The organism is Pedobacter sp. MR2016-24, assembly GCF_026239655.1.
GTDB lineage: Bacteria > Bacteroidota > Bacteroidia > Sphingobacteriales > Sphingobacteriaceae > Pedobacter.
Genome location: NZ_JAPIVO010000003.1, coordinates 651,078 through 668,624, shown reverse-complemented (window position 1 = coordinate 668,624; position 17,547 = coordinate 651,078). Strand labels below are relative to the sequence as shown.

The 17,547-nt window shown below is 38.9% G+C and carries 18 protein-coding genes; 8 read left to right on the top strand and 10 right to left on the bottom strand.

Features of this window, described 5'->3' with window-relative positions:
* Positions 1–62: 62 nt before the first annotated feature.
* Complete coding sequence (locus OQX62_RS10670) at positions 63–1,445, bottom strand: exonuclease domain-containing protein (protein ID WP_265831508.1); 1,383 nt, start codon at positions 1,443–1,445, stop codon at positions 63–65.
* Between the two features lie 117 nt (positions 1,446–1,562).
* Here OQX62_RS10670 and OQX62_RS10665 point away from each other — a divergent pair, with 117 nt between their 5' ends.
* Entirely contained in the window at positions 1,563–1,928 is a 366-nt protein-coding gene (locus OQX62_RS10665; protein ID WP_265831506.1) for a response regulator transcription factor, read from the top strand.
* A 45-nt stretch (positions 1,929–1,973) separates the two neighbouring features.
* Here the strand turns inward: OQX62_RS10665 and OQX62_RS10660 are convergent, their stop codons facing one another.
* Positions 1,974–2,384 (bottom strand): OsmC family protein, encoded by a 411-nt coding sequence (locus OQX62_RS10660; protein WP_265831504.1) that lies wholly within the window; start codon positions 2,382–2,384, stop codon positions 1,974–1,976.
* A 44-nt stretch (positions 2,385–2,428) separates the two neighbouring features.
* On the opposite strand from OQX62_RS10660, the gene OQX62_RS10655 reads away from it, so the two are divergent.
* Together OQX62_RS10655 and OQX62_RS10650 are read left to right on the top strand one after the other, a co-directional pair.
* Entirely contained in the window at positions 2,429–2,869 is a 441-nt protein-coding gene (locus tag OQX62_RS10655) for a PaaI family thioesterase (RefSeq protein ID WP_265831502.1), read from the top strand.
* 101 nt (positions 2,870–2,970) lie between these two features.
* A complete protein-coding gene (locus OQX62_RS10650) occupies positions 2,971–3,222 on the top strand; it encodes a hypothetical protein (RefSeq protein ID WP_265831500.1) in 252 nt (83 codons plus the stop codon).
* A gap of 89 nt (positions 3,223–3,311) precedes the next feature.
* Here the strand turns inward: OQX62_RS10650 and OQX62_RS10645 are convergent, their stop codons facing one another.
* From OQX62_RS10645 to trpS, 8 genes are all read right to left on the bottom strand, one after another.
* Positions 3,312–4,550: a nucleoside recognition domain-containing protein gene (locus tag OQX62_RS10645; protein ID WP_265831499.1), complete on the bottom strand. Its 1,239-nt coding sequence runs from the start codon at positions 4,548–4,550 to the stop codon at positions 3,312–3,314.
* Positions 4,551–4,646: 96 nt separating this feature from the next.
* Positions 4,647–7,487, bottom strand: coding sequence for a S9 family peptidase (locus OQX62_RS10640; protein ID WP_265831496.1), 2,841 nt, complete (start codon positions 7,485–7,487; stop codon positions 4,647–4,649).
* A gap of 174 nt (positions 7,488–7,661) precedes the next feature.
* Complete coding sequence (gene yidC, locus OQX62_RS10635; RefSeq protein ID WP_265831494.1) at positions 7,662–9,473, bottom strand: membrane protein insertase YidC; 1,812 nt, start codon at positions 9,471–9,473, stop codon at positions 7,662–7,664.
* Positions 9,474–9,493: 20 nt separating this feature from the next.
* Positions 9,494–11,110: a CTP synthase gene (locus OQX62_RS10630; protein WP_265831493.1), complete on the bottom strand. Its 1,617-nt coding sequence runs from the start codon at positions 11,108–11,110 to the stop codon at positions 9,494–9,496.
* Between the two features lie 503 nt (positions 11,111–11,613).
* Positions 11,614–12,150 (bottom strand): hypothetical protein, encoded by a 537-nt coding sequence (locus tag OQX62_RS10625; RefSeq protein WP_265831492.1) that lies wholly within the window; start codon positions 12,148–12,150, stop codon positions 11,614–11,616.
* Between the two features lie 31 nt (positions 12,151–12,181).
* Positions 12,182–12,922: a 3-deoxy-manno-octulosonate cytidylyltransferase gene (kdsB, locus tag OQX62_RS10620; protein ID WP_265831491.1), complete on the bottom strand. Its 741-nt coding sequence runs from the start codon at positions 12,920–12,922 to the stop codon at positions 12,182–12,184.
* 1 nt (position 12,923) lies between these two features.
* Positions 12,924–13,538: a deoxynucleoside kinase gene (locus OQX62_RS10615; RefSeq protein WP_265831490.1), complete on the bottom strand. Its 615-nt coding sequence runs from the start codon at positions 13,536–13,538 to the stop codon at positions 12,924–12,926.
* A gap of 57 nt (positions 13,539–13,595) precedes the next feature.
* Positions 13,596–14,594, bottom strand: coding sequence for a tryptophan--tRNA ligase (gene trpS / locus OQX62_RS10610; RefSeq protein WP_265831489.1), 999 nt, complete (start codon positions 14,592–14,594; stop codon positions 13,596–13,598).
* 222 nt (positions 14,595–14,816) lie between these two features.
* Between trpS and OQX62_RS10605 the strand changes: the two genes are divergently transcribed.
* The 5 genes from OQX62_RS10605 to OQX62_RS10585 all read left to right on the top strand — a co-directional run bounded on the left by OQX62_RS10605 (position 14,817) and on the right by OQX62_RS10585 (position 17,502).
* Positions 14,817–15,548 carry a lysophospholipid acyltransferase family protein gene (locus tag OQX62_RS10605; protein WP_265831487.1) on the top strand — a complete coding sequence of 244 codons (732 nt, stop codon included), beginning with the start codon at positions 14,817–14,819 and terminating at the stop codon, positions 15,546–15,548.
* Complete coding sequence (gene gatC / locus OQX62_RS10600; protein WP_265831486.1) at positions 15,545–15,835, top strand: Asp-tRNA(Asn)/Glu-tRNA(Gln) amidotransferase subunit GatC; 291 nt, start codon at positions 15,545–15,547, stop codon at positions 15,833–15,835. Before OQX62_RS10605 ends, gatC begins: the two co-directional genes overlap by 4 nt.
* Positions 15,836–15,883: 48 nt before the next feature.
* Positions 15,884–16,648 carry an ABC transporter ATP-binding protein gene (locus tag OQX62_RS10595; protein ID WP_265831484.1) on the top strand — a complete coding sequence of 255 codons (765 nt, stop codon included), beginning with the start codon at positions 15,884–15,886 and terminating at the stop codon, positions 16,646–16,648.
* Complete coding sequence (locus OQX62_RS10590) at positions 16,649–17,197, top strand: cob(I)yrinic acid a,c-diamide adenosyltransferase (protein ID WP_265831483.1); 549 nt, start codon at positions 16,649–16,651, stop codon at positions 17,195–17,197.
* An 83-nt stretch (positions 17,198–17,280) separates the two neighbouring features.
* Positions 17,281–17,502, top strand: coding sequence for a DUF2795 domain-containing protein (locus OQX62_RS10585; RefSeq protein ID WP_008240955.1), 222 nt, complete (start codon positions 17,281–17,283; stop codon positions 17,500–17,502).
* The last annotated feature ends 45 nt before the right edge of the window (positions 17,503–17,547 follow it).

The following is a 17,547-nucleotide window of genomic DNA, read 5'->3' as shown; positions in this document are numbered from 1 at the left end:
GAGCGCCAAAGATAGAATTTCTATACAATATCAGCAAATCTATTTTGAATTATTTTTAAGAATTATGCTGTTTTTGGGAACTCCAGCCTCTTATCGGGATGTGTTTCTGCATATCCAAGGATCATATTCAGGATATAATCATTTGATGGATAAGGCACTATGCAAGACTTTAAAGTTTCGAGATCGGATACATCTGTATGAAAAGAAATATATCCCATTCCATGAAATTTTCCTTCTTCGACCCATAAACAGCTCTGTTCTTCTTCATTTCTGCCGGAATCTATCAGTGCAAAAGAGGGTAATGCCGACTTTAAATGAGCAATTGCTGCTTTAACCCGGAGGTTATAACTGTATGGATGCTCCAAACCGAGACAAGCACCGTGGCAGTTTTCTGTTTCATAAGCGGTACAGGCAGACCTGTCCTTCTGAATAAAACATAATTTTTCACATAAGGTGTGTTCTGAGATCAGACCGCGCAACATACTATGTGCCGATAATAAACTATTGAAAGCATAGAGTGCGTTGCTGTTTTTCTTGTACTTATCAATACCTATCCGGATATATCCTTTCTGATCTTCGAAAGCGTACATCGCATATTTCTGTTCAAACTTCTTCAATGCACGGTTATTCTCCGGCCAGTATTTTTGGATCTCTGTAGCTTCAAGAATCAGTGCCATCAGTTCTGTCCCGCAAATAGTAAAATCTATCTGGTAAACATTTCTCATGAAATCCTGACGTTGTTTATTTATTTTGGTGCCGGCAAAGTGGGAGCAAACCCTTTTTTTGATATCTATTGCCTTGCCGATATAGATGATCGTCCCTTTCTGATCTTTAAAATAATATACTCCGGGAGCAGATGGCAATGCATCTATTTGTGATTTTGAAAGATTAGGTGGTAAAACCTGTTCTTTGGAAGCTTTGTGAAGCGACTGATGAATAACTCCTTCAGTATCCTTTTCGAGCAACATGGTTAAAAGAATTGCTGTGGCTGCAGCATCTCCTCCGGCCCGGTGCCTGTTATTTAAATTAATTTTCAATGCGCTGCATAGTTTACCCAGACTATATGAAGCATGCCCCGGTAACAGTTTCCTGCTCATTCTCACGGTACATAGCTTTTTACTTTGCAGCTGGTAGCCGGATTGCGCAAGCTGATGTTTAAGGAAAGAAAAGTCGAAATTCACATTGTGCGCTACAAATATTTTATTATGCAGCATATCGTATATTCTGGAAGCCACTTCAGAAAAGAGCGGTGCATTTTCCACCATCTCATTGCTTATACCTGTTAACACCTGTATATAATCAGGAATGTGCTGATCAGGATTGATTAATGTTTCATATTCGTCTATAACTTTTAGCCCATCATGAACCAGGATGGAAATCTCGGTGATGCCATTACCTGAGGGCTGACCTCCGGTTGTTTCAATATCTACTACAGCATATAACATGATCGATTCAGATAAGACTACAAAAGTGCTAATTATTTTAGTAATAAATACTGATTATAATAATTTTTATGTATGGCATGCTAATCGCATAAAGCTTTTTGAAATGAAGGGGAAATAATGTTTAAGAAAATACTGGCAGTGGATGATGATAGCGATATCTTGGATGTTATCAAAATCATATTAGAGGACGAGGGTTACGAAGTTACCACGTTAATAGACGGAAGAAAGGTGTTTGAGGTAATCGATGAGAACAAACCTGATCTGATCTTACTGGACGTAATGCTGGGTGGACTGGACGGAAGGGATATCTGTAAAGCATTGAAGTCACATTCAACTTTTAAAAATATCCCCGTGGTCATGATTTCCGCCAGTCATAATTTAGATAAATCTTTATTATCTCCAGGCTCTCCTAATGATTTTCTGGCCAAACCGTTTGATATTGATCATTTGATTAGTATGGTTAAAGCGCAGCTTGCCGCTTAAATCACTGTACTAATTACAGTATATACCGTACTAAATTTATATCGGTTATGACATAACGGAGGTGATGCTAATGGGATTAGATAAAATTTTATGAATAGGGCACTTGTCTGCTATTTGTAATAACCTTTCACGTTCTGCGGCTGTTAAATCACCAATAAAGTCTATCTGGCGTGATATATTCGTATCCTTACTAAGTTCTTCTTCTTTATTATCAATTGATAGATGAATTTTAATAGCTTCTAAAGCCATTTCTTTCCTGTCTGCATACATTCTGATGGTAATTGCGGTACAGCTGCCCAGGCTCGCTAAAAGTAATGCCGCCGGGGTCATTCCCTCATCAGTGCCGCCAAGATCTGCCGGCTCATCCGAATAAATAAAATGTCCGCCTGCATAAACTTTAGTACGGTAGTGTGATCTGTCTAATTCTGTGATTGCAGTAACTTTGTTTTCTGCCATTTGGTATTTTGTTTTTATAAATTTACAATTATATATTGCTGTATATGGAACAATCTGAATCAGATAAACGTTTGAATTTTTTGAAGTCACTGACAGGAAAAGAGATGTACGGGTCACCTTCTCCCTATATGAACTGGTTAAAACCTGTTGTCATCAGTGCAGAAGCAGGAGCATTGAAGTTCAGTTATGTCATCAGAAAAGAAATGACTAATCCGATGGGTACATTACACGGAGGAGTTACTGCCGGATTAATTGACGATATTATCGGTGCTACGGTCTATTCGCTGGGTCTGGCTGACCGTTTCACTACAGTGAATAATGTAATCGATTATTTCGCGACTGCAAAGGAGGGCGATCTGATCGTGGCAGAGACATCAATCGTTAAAAGAGGAAAGACGGTTATTAACTTGCAATGTGAGGTGTTTTTGCCTGCTAAGGGAAGGTTAATTGCGAAGGGTTACTCCAATATGCTTAACATTGGCTGAGCTCCGCGCTGAAAACTTAACAAACTGGTGTTGTCAATTTAAAATTCAATAAACTTTTTAATCCTAGATTTGTTATCTTAGGTAACTAACCAGGTATGAATATGTTAAGTAATTATCTCAACTTTCAGTTTGATGTACAGGGCAAACCTGTCAAAGGGTTTTGTATGAGGATCCATGATGATTTTCACGAAACTTATGCAGTGGTAATGGATGGTTATCATTCATTTTGTGTCTGGCTTGATCAGCCGACATCCACTTGGAAGTCTTCAAAATACACTAATATAGAACCGGGTGTTCTGGAGAAAATAATCAGCTATCTGAATGTGAATACGAATGAAGTAGCTACAACTTAGCGGTTCGGATTGGAATTTACAGCCCCTTTTGTGAACCAGAAGGGGCTGTTTTATTTTACAGCATCAAGTTTAATGCAGCCATTATGAATTTAATGGAAAAACAGGTAGGCTACGAATACGGCTGCTATAATCCCCGCCAGGTCTGCTATCAGACCAAAAGGAATCGCGTAGCGGGTGCGTTTGATACCAACGGAACCGAAATACAGCGCTACAATGTAAAAAGTAGTATCTGCTGAACCGTTGAAAATACAGGCAAGGCGACCAACAAACGAGTCGGGACCGTATGTTTTCATTGTATCCACCATCATTGCTTTTGCACCACTACCACTCAGTGGTTTTATCAGTGCAGTTGGCAGGGCAGGGGTGAAGTCAGTATTCACGCCTATTTGTACAAAACACCAGCTAAAACCATCAACAATATATCCCAATACACCAGAGTTACGGAGCACGCCAATAGCAACGATCATTCCTACCAAATAGGGAATAATAGTAATACAGGTTGTAAATCCCCCTTTTGCACCTTCGATGAAGGCATCGTACACGTTGACTTTTTTACGGATCGCACCCAGAATAAAAGCGATAATGATAAAAAACAGGATAAAATTTGATGATACTTTAGATACGATTTCGATTTGCTCTTTATTGAGATAATTGGTGAAATAGTAAATCATGCCGGCAATAAAAAGGGTGATGCCACCTAACCAGGCAATTACAACAGTATTAAAGAGATTGATACGTTGTTTAATGGCTACCGCGATAAGCCCGACCAATGTAGCTACATAGGTGGCTATCATACAGGGAATGAAAATATCCGAAGGATCGCCCGCTCCAAGGATGGAACGCTGTGCCATGATACTCAACGGGATCAATGTCAGACCTGAGGTATGCAATACTAAAAACATGATTTGCGCATTGCTGGCCGTTTCCTTATCGGGATTTATTTCCTGGAGACTTTGCATGGCTTTTAGTCCGAATGGTGTTGCCGCGTTATCAAGTCCTAAAAGATTCGCAGAAAAATTCATCACCATATGTCCCGTTGCAGGATGGTTTTTTGGAACCTCAGGAAAAATACGGTGAAAGAACGGTCCGATAATGCGCGATAGAAAGTTGATGGCTCCTGCTTTTTCACCGATATTCATGATGCCTAACCAAAGCGTCATAATACCTATCAGCGGCAGTGCAATATCCATTACTGCTAATTTTGCAGAGTCGAAGGTACCATCTACGATGAGTTTAAAAATTTCGGTATCACCAAAAAATATAAGTCTGATAAGGGCCACTATAAAAGCGATAATGAAAAAAGCAATCCAGAGATAATTTAATGCCATTTAGATGTTTTAATTTGAAGCCATGAAAGTAGATAAAAAACGGCATAAACAGAAAAGCCGCCTGAGCAGGCGGCTTTTCTGTCAAATTAAATTAAATTATGGCTTCTGATTTGTCAGTTCAAAACCCCAGGTTCTTCCCTTGTCTGTTGCAGGAATTCCTCCTACCATCCATACCGGTGCTTTTGCACCTTTCAGGTAGTAATCAAAAAATTGTTGTTCACGAATCTGTATGTCTTTTCTGTTCTGGCGCTGAACGAGGTTATGTGCCTCGTTGTTATAATTTAATAACCATACAGGTTTGCCTAATCTTTTCAGACCAGTAAACATTTCTATCCCCTGATACCATGGCACTGCTCCGTCTGCGTCGTTAGACATAATCACGACAGGCGTAGTTACTTTTGGTAAGGAAAATAACGGGGAATTTTCTATATACAGCTCTGGCTTTTCCCATAGCGTTGCACCGATTCTGCTTTGTGTTTTTTCATACTGAAATTGTCTGTTCATTCCAGACTCCCAACGGATACCTCCATAGGCAGAAGTCATATTTACTACTGGTGCACCCGCCCATGCGGCAGCGTACATATTGGTTGCTGTAATCAGGTGTGCTACCTGGTAACCGCCCCAGCTCTGTCCCTGTATGCCGATTTTGGTGCCATCTACCCAGCTGTTTTTCTTTAATGATTCAACACCTGAATTAATAAATTCTTCTGCTGATTTGCCGGGATGACCAGTTTCATAACTAATATCGGGAGCAAAGACAAGATAGCCATTACTTACAAAATAAGATATGTTTAATCTTGACGGGGTTGGCGCAGGTGCATTGTAATTGTACAAGCCGTCTGAAAGTTTCTCGTAAAAGTAAGCAATCATCGGATATTTTTTAGCAGGATCAAAGTTTTCTGGTTTGTAGAGAATACCCTCTGCTTTGTAACCTTTAGGGGTTGTCCATTTTACCAGTTCTGCAGTTCCCCAGTTATAGTTTTGTTGTTGCGGGTTGGTATTGCTGAGTTTTGTTTCTGATTTTAAATCTGCAGATACATAGACATTTGGTGAAGTAGTATAATTTCCTTTGTCATATATATAACGTTCTGCAGCTTTCGCTTTTATTAATGCCGAATACTTGAATTTAGCAATTACGATCAGGTCAGGATTTTTACTGCTTCCTGCATTTGTGCGGTAGAATCCATTTTCTTTAGTCAGGTTATTAAATGTTTCCAACCAGATGTCATCTTTTTTGGTGATGAAACGTGCCTCAGGATCTACTTGTGCATACCGGAATGTAAGGTTATTTTGTCGGCCGAATCCGTTCGTTACATTTTTTGCTGCACCTTTTCCATCTGGTGAAAAGCTCCAGATATCATATTTGTCATAAATCAGCACCTGTTTGTCCTCATCTGTCCATCCGGCTACACCATAAGGTGATGGTTCGTCCGGCACGTCATTGTCTTCATCAGCAAATTTAATAGGGCTGTTGGTATTTAGTGCTGCGATTTTTCCTGTAGCCATACCATAAGATGACCAGATACCTGTCTTTTTATCAAAATAAAGCAGGTAACCTCCATTAGGAGAGGGGAATGCATAACCTGATAAACCAGAAAGTATTTTTTTCTTTGCACCTGTTTTAATATCTACTGTATAATAATCGCGGATAGTTCCACCGCTCCATTGTGCTTGCAGCCTGTTGCCGTAGTCGGTAGAAGAAATCACAAAGCCGGCATCACCTTCTTTTACAATAGTTGTTTCGGGTAATTTAAGATCGGCCAAAGGAACGATTTTAGGATCGCTGCTAAAAATTTCAATCACTGCCAGGTAGCTTCTCTTTAATTCTTTTTCGGCATTTTTCAATTGCATAGGCTGTAAATAATCATCCTTATATCCCCAGATATCAAGTTTTGCATTTTCAAAGTCTACCAGGGTAGTGTCTTTAGCTATCTTAACAGGAGCAATACCGAAGAAAAGTTTATTGCCATCTTTACTGAAACTGAGCTTACCATCGCCGCTCACTGCCCATTTTGCAGGCATACCATCAATTTCTCCATCCACTAAAGCCTGTGCAGTATCTAATGTGAGTGAATTATAATATATGCTATAATCTTTGATCTCTTGTTTTTCAGGTGTGGTCTCTCCTAAAAATGCTACCTGTTCCCCATCTTCATCAAATACAAACCCCTTGTAATTACCCTTGACGTTAACCAGTGTTTTTAAAGTTCCTTTTTCGGTATTTAAAATGAAGACTCCCGGTTTGGCAGTTTTATCTCTTTTCGATGCGGTAGTACTGAATACCAGTTGTTTTCCATTTTTGCTGAAACTGTAATCGTTCACGTATTTAAATGTTCTTTCTACGCCGGTGATCAGATTTCTCAGTACCAGATCTGAACCTTCTTTTTTATCCTTACCCGGCTCTTCATCTGCAAACAGGAAGTCTTCGCTATCTTTTTTCTGCTCAGCCGCGTCAGATTTGGCTTTTTTAGCTGTGTCTATCGGTGCTTCTTTATGGTAAGCTAGGTAGTCTCCTTCATTTTCGGGAATTCTGAAAGATTTTACACGTGCTATTTTTGTAATTGCCGAAGTGGATAAATTGATAAATCCCAGCGAGTCTTTTGATAGTTCTTCAGGCTTTTTCTTTTTGATCTTTTCCTGGCGTATAACGCTGTATTGAGGTTTAATCTGGAAAGCGGCGTATTTTGAATCTCCGCTAAACTGCAGCATTCCTGCTCTGTGTATATTTAGTTTAGCATTGCTGCTGAGATTTTGAAGATAAAGATTCGCATCTCCTTCCTGTTGCAGGATAGAATATGCTGCCCATTGTCCGTTTCCTGATAACTGTTTTACACCTACACTTTCCCAGGTATCATAAACTTTATGGTCAAGCGGTTTTTTTTGGGCAAATGTAACCGAAGCAAAAAATAAAAATAGTAGCGTAAGTTTTTTGTGCATTTTAAGGTTGAATTTTAAATGTTGTATTCGTCAACTCTAAAAATTGCAATTTTTTATGAATAATCCATGTATGTATATCAAATTTTACACAACTACAGGGGGAATTAATAGATTTAGCGAAACAGAAAAGCCCGCCCCTTATTGGGAGGCGGGCTTTTCTGCTATAAACAATACTTATTTGTTATTTTTCTTTTCCTGCGTTTTAACTTGTTGCTGCTGGCGCATATAGTCGTCTAAACGTGTCTGGAATTTATTCTTTTTCTTTAACTCCTCTGGTTTTTTCTTGTTTTCTTTAAGGATGTTATGAATTTTCTCATCGTTAACCATTGATTTGATCAGGAATTGCTGACCGAATGTCATCATATTAGCTAAGAAATAGTAATAGTTTAATCCTGCAGGGTAGCTGTTCAGTACACCTAAGAAAATGATCGGCATGATATAGCCGATATATTTCATCTGGCCGGTAGCTCCTGAAACCTGGTTATTGAAATAAGTATAAATCAACGTGGAGATGGTCATCAGGATACACATTAAACTTAAATGGTCGCCAATAAAAGGAATTGTAAATCCAAATTTCACAAAATCATCATAAGTAGAAAGGTCATGCATCCATAAAAAGCTCTGACCTCTCAGCTCGAATAAATTCGGGAAGAAGAAGAAGAAAGCCATTACGATCGGCAACTGCAGTAACATAGGTAAACATCCGCCTAAAGGGTTTACACCTACCTGTTTATATAATTTCAGATATTCCTGTTGTAATAACGTTGCATTATCTTCACCTACTTTAGCTTTGATCTCGTCCATTTCTGGTTTCAGGATTCTCATTTTAGCCATTGAGATGTATGATTTATACGTTAATGGCGATAAAACAAGCTTTAAGGCGATAGTTAATACCAGGATAATCAGACCATAATTCCATCCGAAACCTTCCAGGAAGTTAAACACCGGTAGTACAACAAATCTGTTGATGTATTTTAATGGCCAGTAACCCATTTCTACCAGTTTCTCCAGCTCTTGTCCCTGTGCTTTCAAAACTTTGAACTGGTTGGTACCAAAATAGAATTTCATTGCATAATTCTGTGTAGCCAATTGGTTGAAAGGTAAAGCCAGATTAGCTGCATAACCTTTAACCTCACCAGGAGTGGTCAGAATTTTTACTTCCAGATTTGCTTTGTCGAAAGGTACAGTAGGAATCAGTACTGCAGAGAAAAAGTGTTGCTTGAAGGCAACCCATTCGATCTTATCTTTAGTTAATTCTTCTTTCTCGTCTTTGGCAACGCTTAAATGATCTGGATTTTTCTCTACATATTTATAATATGGAGCAGAATATTGTTGTTCATTTTTAAGTGATTTCTCTTGTTGTAACAAAACAGTCTCCCAGTTCAGCGAAATGCTGTTGTTCTGGATAATCTGGTTCATGCCGTTTAGATTGATGTTAAATGCTACATCATGCGAAGCAGGCTGCAGGCTGTAAACAAATTCAATGTATTTATCTGCGCTGTAATTTGCACGCATCGCCATTGAATTATTCGATTTAACCGCCGTAAAATACAGGTCGTTCGTATTGATGAGCTTTCCGCCAATATTTAAGTTCAGGCCAAATTTATTTTGCTCACCATTGAAAAGCACCACTGGTTTATCCAGGTAAGTTTTTTCTCCTTTAACTTCAACAGACAAGATTTTACCACCTTTATTTGTAAAGCTTAACTTTAAAACTTCGTTTTCAAGTACAGTTGTAGTCGCTGTGCCCGAGATATTTGTTCCAAACGGGCCTTTTAACGCCGCAGAGTCTACTGCCGGAGCAGTGATAGCTGAATCCTGGGCTAAAGCAACAGGCGCTTTATTTGCAGCAGCTTTATTTGTAGAGTCAAGTGCAATCCTTTCGCGTTCTTTCTTCATTTCAGCCTCACTAGGCTTGAAAAAGTAGAATGAACCTGCCAAAACGATCATGATCAGGAACAGTCCTGTGAATGTATTTCTATCCATTATTGTTATTTAAACGCGTATTAATTTGTTTTCTTTTTCGCAAACTCCATCGCAGCGGCGACAAATTTAACAAAAAGTGGGTGAGGATTAGCAACTGTTGATTTTAATTCCGGATGAAATTGTCCACCAACAAAAAACGGGTGATTTTTAAGCTCTATAATCTCAACCAAATGGCTGTCAGGATTAGTACCTGAAGCGATCATACCTGCTTCTTCATATTGTTTTAAGTACGCGTTGTTAAACTCATAACGGTGTCTGTGACGCTCATTGATATGTGGCTTTCCGTAAGCTGCAAAAGCTTTAGTGCCTTTTTTCACGTCGCATGGATAAGATCCCAGACGCATTGTGCCGCCTTTATTGGTAACTGTTTTCTGGTCTTCCATCATATTAATAACGGGATCAGCAGTTTCCTGGTCAATTTCTGTCGTATTTGCAGCTGCAAGACCCAGCACATTACGGCCAAATTCGATTACTGCACATTGCATGCCCAGACAGATACCGAAAAACGGCACTTCATTTTCACGTACATAACGGATAGAGTCAATTTTTCCTTCAATACCACGACTTCCAAATCCGGGTGCTACAAGTACGCCATCTAAATGCTGTAATTTCTCTTTCGCGTTGTCAGGATAAATTTCTTCAGAATGTATGTATTCTATTCTGACCTTACATTCGTTTTTAGCACCTGCGTGGATAAATGATTCTATAATAGATTTGTATGCATCAGGCAATTCAACATATTTACCAATCAAACCGATTCTTACTTCTGCTGTAGGATTTTTTAAACGGCCAAGGAAGTCTTTCCAGCTTTCCATATCCGGCTCATTTTTCTGTGGAAGTTTAAGTTTGCTTAAAACTGTTTTATCCAGTTGTTCTTTCATCATCAATAAAGGAACAGAATAGATAGAAGAAGCATCCATAGACTCGATAACCGCATTTACGTTCACATTACAGAATAGTGCGATTTTTTTACGAATATCCATATTGATATGGTGCTCGGTACGGCATACCAGGATATCCGGCTGAATACCATATTCAAGCAGCATTTTTACAGAGTGCTGTGTTGGTTTTGTTTTTAATTCTCCTGCTGCTGCAAGATAAGGAACCAGTGTTAAATGGATAACGATAGCATTATTAGCTCCTGCTTCCCATTTAAATTGTCTTACCGCTTCAATGAAGGGCAGAGATTCAATATCTCCTACAGTACCGCCAAGTTCAGTAATAACGATATCAAATTCTCCAGTTTCACCAAGGATACGCATGTTGCGTTTGATCTCATCTGTGATATGCGGAACAACCTGCACCGTTTTTCCAAGATATTCGCCCTGACGCTCTTTGTTGATTACATTCTGATAAATACGACCAGTAGTGATATTGTTAGCCTGTGAAGTAGGTACGTTTAAGAAACGTTCGTAGTGACCAAGGTCCAGATCTGTTTCTGCACCATCTTCGGTTACAAAACATTCACCATGTTCGTATGGATTTAAAGTTCCCGGGTCAATGTTAATGTAAGGGTCAAATTTCTGAATGGTTACACGGTAACCTCTTGCTTGTAAAAGTTTGGCTAATGAAGCGGAGATGATGCCCTTCCCTAAAGAGGAAGTAACACCGCCCGTAACAAAAATATACTTAGTCATGTTTGTGAGTTTGTGAAATAAAAGCAGTTTTAGATACTGTTTTATTGTTTTTGTACGGGATACAAAGCTACAGAAATATTGTCGTACTCAATAAAAAATGAAGATATTTTTAATGCAGATGTTTGTTAGTTGTTTTTTAGCGGGGCTTGAACAAAAAAAAAGACCTGGTGAATTACCTGGCCTTTTTCTCTATAATATATTTGGTTAGAATATGTTTGGTTGATTAGTGCTAAAACATTCTGCTGTAACACTAAGGTAAATCTAGTATTAATTTTAAAATATATTATGCCTGCTGTATAATATATTAGAAATAAAAGCTAAGTATCTGATTATCAGTCGAAATAATTACAAGTGTAACTGAATAGTTACAATAATTTTAGATTATTTTATTTGAAAAGTCGTTCTTTTTTATAAGCGTTTAGATGACATTTATTTATAATCATTAGTGTAATACATACACTAAGGTCGACTAATTTTAGCTATTATCTTTAGCCATTGAACGATTATTTCTGACAACACTGGTAATAAACTTTCGTCTTTTTTTCTGTATTTGACCAGGCAATATATACTTTGCTCTCTTTTCCAAGTCGGTATTTGAATCCGTTGAGGCCTGATAATTTTAGCTCAGCAAAGAAGTTTTTGTCCGGGGTATTCTGATCAGGTTGTTCTGTGTCAGTCACGGCTGGTTCGAGGAAGTTCTCGTCTTCAAAAAACAGATCCATTTCCTGTTGCACAAACTCAAATTGCTTTTTTTCTTTCGCTAAATCGAGTGTCTCCTTGTAATTGTCAAGCAGGTCTTTAGCTTTCAGTATTTTAGTATAAACAGGAGATGCCCCGGCCGGAGTAATGGTGAATACCAATTCCATGTTTTTAGGCTTATCACCATTGAGCACAATTTTAAAAGTGTCCAGTTTAGAAGTATCTGTGAAAGAACGGAGTTCTGTTTTTACTTTTGAGGTGATAATTTTTGATGCCTGATCATTATTGCAGGCTGAAAAGAATAAAGAAATTGAGGCAAGTCCAATAAATATTTTTGTCATCACAGGGCGTTTTAACCCCTAAGATAGGCAATTAAATACCCTTCAGCCTAATGATTTTTTCAAGATCCTCTGGTGTATCGATAGCAATTGTCTCCATATCAGTTACTTTAGTCTGAATGATATAACCATTTTCTACCCATCTTAATTGCTCCAGACTCTCTGCAAGTTCAAGTGCAGATGGTTTTAGCCTGGTGATTTCGAGTAAAACTGCAGTCGTGTAGCCGTAAATGCCAATATGTTTATAAAACTGGTGTTCTGACAGCCAGTTTTCTTCGGTAGTTCTCCTGATATAAGGGATGGTATGGCGACTAAAATAGATTGCTTCCTGTCTTGAATTGATAACTACTTTTGGAATATTCTGGTTAAATAATTCCTCATGGGTATCAATTTTTTTAATCAATGTAGCCAGTTTTACTGATGGATCGTTGAAGCAGGAGCTGAGGAGATCTATCTGTACAGGGTCAATATAAGGTTCGTCACCCTGAATATTGATCACAACGTCAAACCCCGGACGCTGGCGGGCGACTTCAGCACAACGGTCTGTACCACTCTGGTGGTCCGTACGTGTCAGCGCAAATTCTCCACCAAACCTTTTTACCTCCTCAATAATCCTTTCATCGTCTGTAGCAATCACTACACTGTCCAGGCTCGGAGAGCTGCACGCTTGTTCATAAACCCTTTGGATCATACTTTTACCATAGATATCTATCAGTGGTTTTCCGGGGAATCTTGTCGAAGCATACCGGGCGGGAATAATTCCAAGCGTTTTCATATTAAAAAAGTCCGTGTATTTCAGCTTCAATAGACTGGATCACTGCCCCAAGATCTTCCGGGTTATTAGTGAAGTCCAACTTGTCTTTATCCAGTATCAGTAATTTTCCCAGGGAATAGTCTTTAATCCAGGCTTCGTATTTTTCGTTCAGTTTTGATAAATAGTCAAGACGGATGCTGGCTTCGTAATCTCTGCCGCGGCGCTGGATATTGTTGACCAGTGTTGGTACAGATGCACGAAGATAAACCAATAGATCAGGAGGTTTGATAAAAGACGTAATGTTGTCAAAAATATCTCTGTAGTTCTGGTGATCTCTGCTGGTCATTAAGCCCATTTCATGTAGATTCTCTGCGAATATATGTGCGTCTTCATAGATTGTACGGTCTTGTATGACGTTTCTCTTGTGCGTTTCTATATCTACAATTTGCTGAAAACGGCTGTTCAGGAAATAGATTTGAAGGTTAAAACTCCAGCGTTTCATGTCGCTGTAAAAGTCTTCAAGGTAAGGGTTATTGTCTACAGCCTCATACAAGGCCTCCCATCCGTAATTTTTTGCAAGTAAACTAGTTAAAGTAGTTTTTCCTGCACCTATATTTCCAACTATTGCTATATGCATATATTCTGTCTGATGAGCTTAAGATAGTAATTTTAATGGTTATTGGTCTATGCCTGACTAAAAGGGTTTGAAACCGATCAGTTCTCTCACTTCTTTTATTGTCTTTCTGGCACTTTCTCTTGCTTTTTCAGCACCGTGATTGGCTACTTTACGCAGGTAGTCGTTATCTTTTGATATTTCTTCAATCTTCTCGCGGATAGGAGAGTTGAAAATGATCATGTCTTCCGCAAGTTGCTTTTTGAAATCACCATAACGGATGGCACATTTATTATACAGTTCATCAAAATGTGTCAGTGTATCTGTCGAAGAAACGATTTTCATCAGGTCAAATAAATTCTGTATTGCTTCCGGCTTAGGCTGATTTTCTTCTGTTGGTCCGCCGTCAGAAACTGCTTTCGCTACTTTTTTACGGATAATTTCAGGGCTGTCTGCCAGGTAAATACAATTTGCATCACCTTCAGATTTCCCCATTTTTCCTTTACCATCCAGCCCGGGTACCTTTACCAGGTTGGCCGCGTAGTTGAATGCGAATGCTTCGGGAAAGTATTCAGCGTCATATAGTCGGTTGAAACGGTTACCAAAGGTACGTGTCATTTCCAGGTGCTGTTCCTGATCTTTCCCCACAGGCACTTTTGTGGCCTTATGAATAAGAATATCAGCTGCCATTAATGAAGGATACGTCAATAGTCCGGCATTCACATTATCAGGCTGTGATCTTACTTTATCCTTAAATGAAGTGCTTCTTTCCAGCTCTCCCATATAAGCATTCATATTCAGGTAAAGGTATAATTCAGTGACTTCCGGTACGTCCGATTGTATATAGATGGTAGTTGCTTCGGGATCAATTCCACACGCAAGATATTCTACTAAAACATGTTTTACGTATCCATGGAGGTCGCCCGGCGTAGGGTGTGTAGTTAATGAATGTAAATCAGCTATAAAAAAATAACAATTGTATTCATGCTGCATCTTTACAAAATTGCTCACTGCACCAAAATAATTGCCCAGATGTAACTTCCCTGTCGGCCGTATGCCACTAACTACTACTTCTTTCATTTCCTGTATTTTCTTTTCTGCTATTCATGTGCGCACTGCTGCACATTTTACTTATTAACGTCTATAAACCAAATGAAGTTTAAGAGGCCGAAATTAACAAAAAACCCTTATTCAATGTGCGTAAAATTGCTTTTAATATTTAAAATAGCTGTTTGCTAGCTAAATACGATTTGATCAGCTGATATTTAATTTCTATTTCATTTTTTTGTAGTTTTGGATTCCATGGTCAATATTTTAAGGCAAATTCACCGCTATTACGCGCTCTTCATTATTTTTCTTTTTTTCATTCTCTTTTATCCATTGTATTTTGTTGCGGCAAAAAAAGAGAAGTGGTATGGTTTGCTGAATAACTTAAGAACTGCAAACAGCCTGCTTTGCAGTGTTTTTATTGGCATATTCTTTCGGTTTACCTATGAAGAGGAACTGGACAGCAATCAGACCTATGTGATCTGTGGTAACCATACCTCCAATCTGGACATTATGATTTTTTGCTTTATTGCAAAAGGTCGTTTTCATTATATGGGAAAGGAAGAATTGCTGAAGAATCCTGTGCTGAAGATATTTTTTAGCACGATAGACATCCCGGTGAACAGAGACAGTAAGATGTCTGCCTTCAGAGCCTTTAAGCGTGCAGGAGAGAATTTGCAGAAAGGAATGAGTCTGGTTATATTTCCAGAGGGAAAAATAGATGAAGATCAGTACCCGCCTTTGCTTGCCCCATTTAAAAACGGACCATTCAGACTTGCAATTGATAATAAAGTACCGTTAGTGGCAGTTACTGTAACTGATGCCTGGAAAAAAATGTGGGATGATGGTGCTAAGTATGGTACAAGACCAGGAATTTGCGATATTTACATTCATACGCCCATCCCTACGTCGGATCTGACGGCTGCAGATGCAGATTTGCTGAAAGATCAGGTATTTGATTTAATAAAAACTAAGTTAGTGTCATGAATATTGATAAAGAAACGATATATAAAGTAGCCGATCTGGCGAGGATCGAGATCAGAGAGGCTGAAGTGGAAGAGTTGCAGTCTGATATGAGTAAGATCCTTACATTCATGGAAAAGCTTAATGAACTGGATACAACAAATGTGGAGCCTTTGGTTTATATGAATCCGGAAGTAAACGTTTGGCGTGAGGATATGGTGAAACAGGAACTTACGGTAGAAGAAGGGCTTAAGAATGCGGCTTTGCATAATGAAGACTTCTTTTTTGTTCCTAAAATCCTCGAAAAATAAGATTGTAACAATATCCGGTACCAGAAATCTAAGATAAAAAACAACACAATGGAAAATGCGCTAATTAATATCAAAGAAATAGGCCGTAAATACGTTATAGGTACTGAAGTTATTCATGCATTAAAGTCTGTTTCGCTGGATATTTTTAAGGGTGAATTTGTTGCTTTAATGGGACCCTCGGGATCCGGAAAATCTACATTGATGAATATTCTGGGTTGTCTCGATACCCCAAGTAAAGGTGAGTATGTGCTGAATGGCATCAATGTAAGTCAGATGACCGATGATGCACTTGCTGAAGTGAGGAATAAAGAAATTGGTTTCGTTTTCCAGACATTCAATCTGTTGCCCCGTTCTACCTCGCTGGACAACGTAGCTTTACCATTGATCTATGCGGGAGCGAGTAAAAAAGAACGTGAAGAACGTGCTCAGGCTGCCCTGGAAAACGTCGGATTAGGAAATCGGGTGACGCACAAGCCAAATGAACTTTCAGGCGGACAGCGCCAGCGTGTGGCTGTAGCGCGGGCATTGATCAATAATCCGTCTATTATCCTCGCAGATGAGCCAACGGGTAATCTGGATACAAAGACTTCCATAGAAATAATGGGCCTCTTAGAGGAGATTCATAGTAAAGGAAACACTATTATCCTGGTAACGCATGAGGAAGATATTGCTCAACATGCACACAGGATTGTCAGGATGCGTGACGGTTTAATTGAGAAAGATTACCTGAATACTGATATTAAGACTGTTTCTCCGCGTCTAAGCAAGCTGGAGGCCAGTGGAGATGATTTTGAGGCTATAGGAAAGAACTAAATGAAGATATATACCAAAACAGGTGATAAGGGAGAGACTTCACTAATTGGTGGGACAAGAGTCCCAAAATTCCATTTAAGGATTGAATGTTATGGTACGGTAGATGAGTTGAACTCATATATCGGACTCATCCAGTGTCAGGATATTGCAACACATCATCAGATAATACTAAAAGAAATTCAGGACCGTTTATTCACCATTGGTTCGTCTTTGGCGGCAGATCCTGAAAAATCACGTATGAAAATTCCGGATCTTTTGGCTACAGACATTACCTTGCTTGAAAAGGAAATGGATGATATGAATGCTATTTTACCAGATCTTAAGCATTTTGTGCTACCTGGTGGCAATACAATTGTTTCCTGGTGCCATGTGGCAAGATGTATCTGCCGGAGAGCGGAGCGGTTGACTGTGCATTTGGCAACAGAGAGTTTTGTGGATGAAAACGTGACCGTTTACCTGAACCGACTGAGCGATTATTTGTTTGTCCTTGGACGTAAGCTTGGTTTTGATACACAAACTCCTGAAAGCATCTGGATACCAAGGATATAAAACGTGGAAAAAAAAGTTTGTTTTCGTCAACTTTTTTAATATACTTTTGCAAAATAATAAGAAACAAAAAATAGTATAGGAATATGTATTGGACATTAGAACTAGCATCGCATTTGGAGGACGCTCCATGGCCTGCAACAAAAGACGAACTGATTGATTACGGTATCAGATCAGGAGCACCAGTAGAGGTGATCGAAAATCTACAAGCTTTAGAAGATGATGGTGAGCCATACGAAACGATTGAAGAGATTTGGCCGGACTATCCAACTAAAGACGATTTCTTCTTTAATGAAGACGAATATTAAAAGAATCATATTAAGCTCCGTTTAACGGAGCTTTTTTTTTGGAAC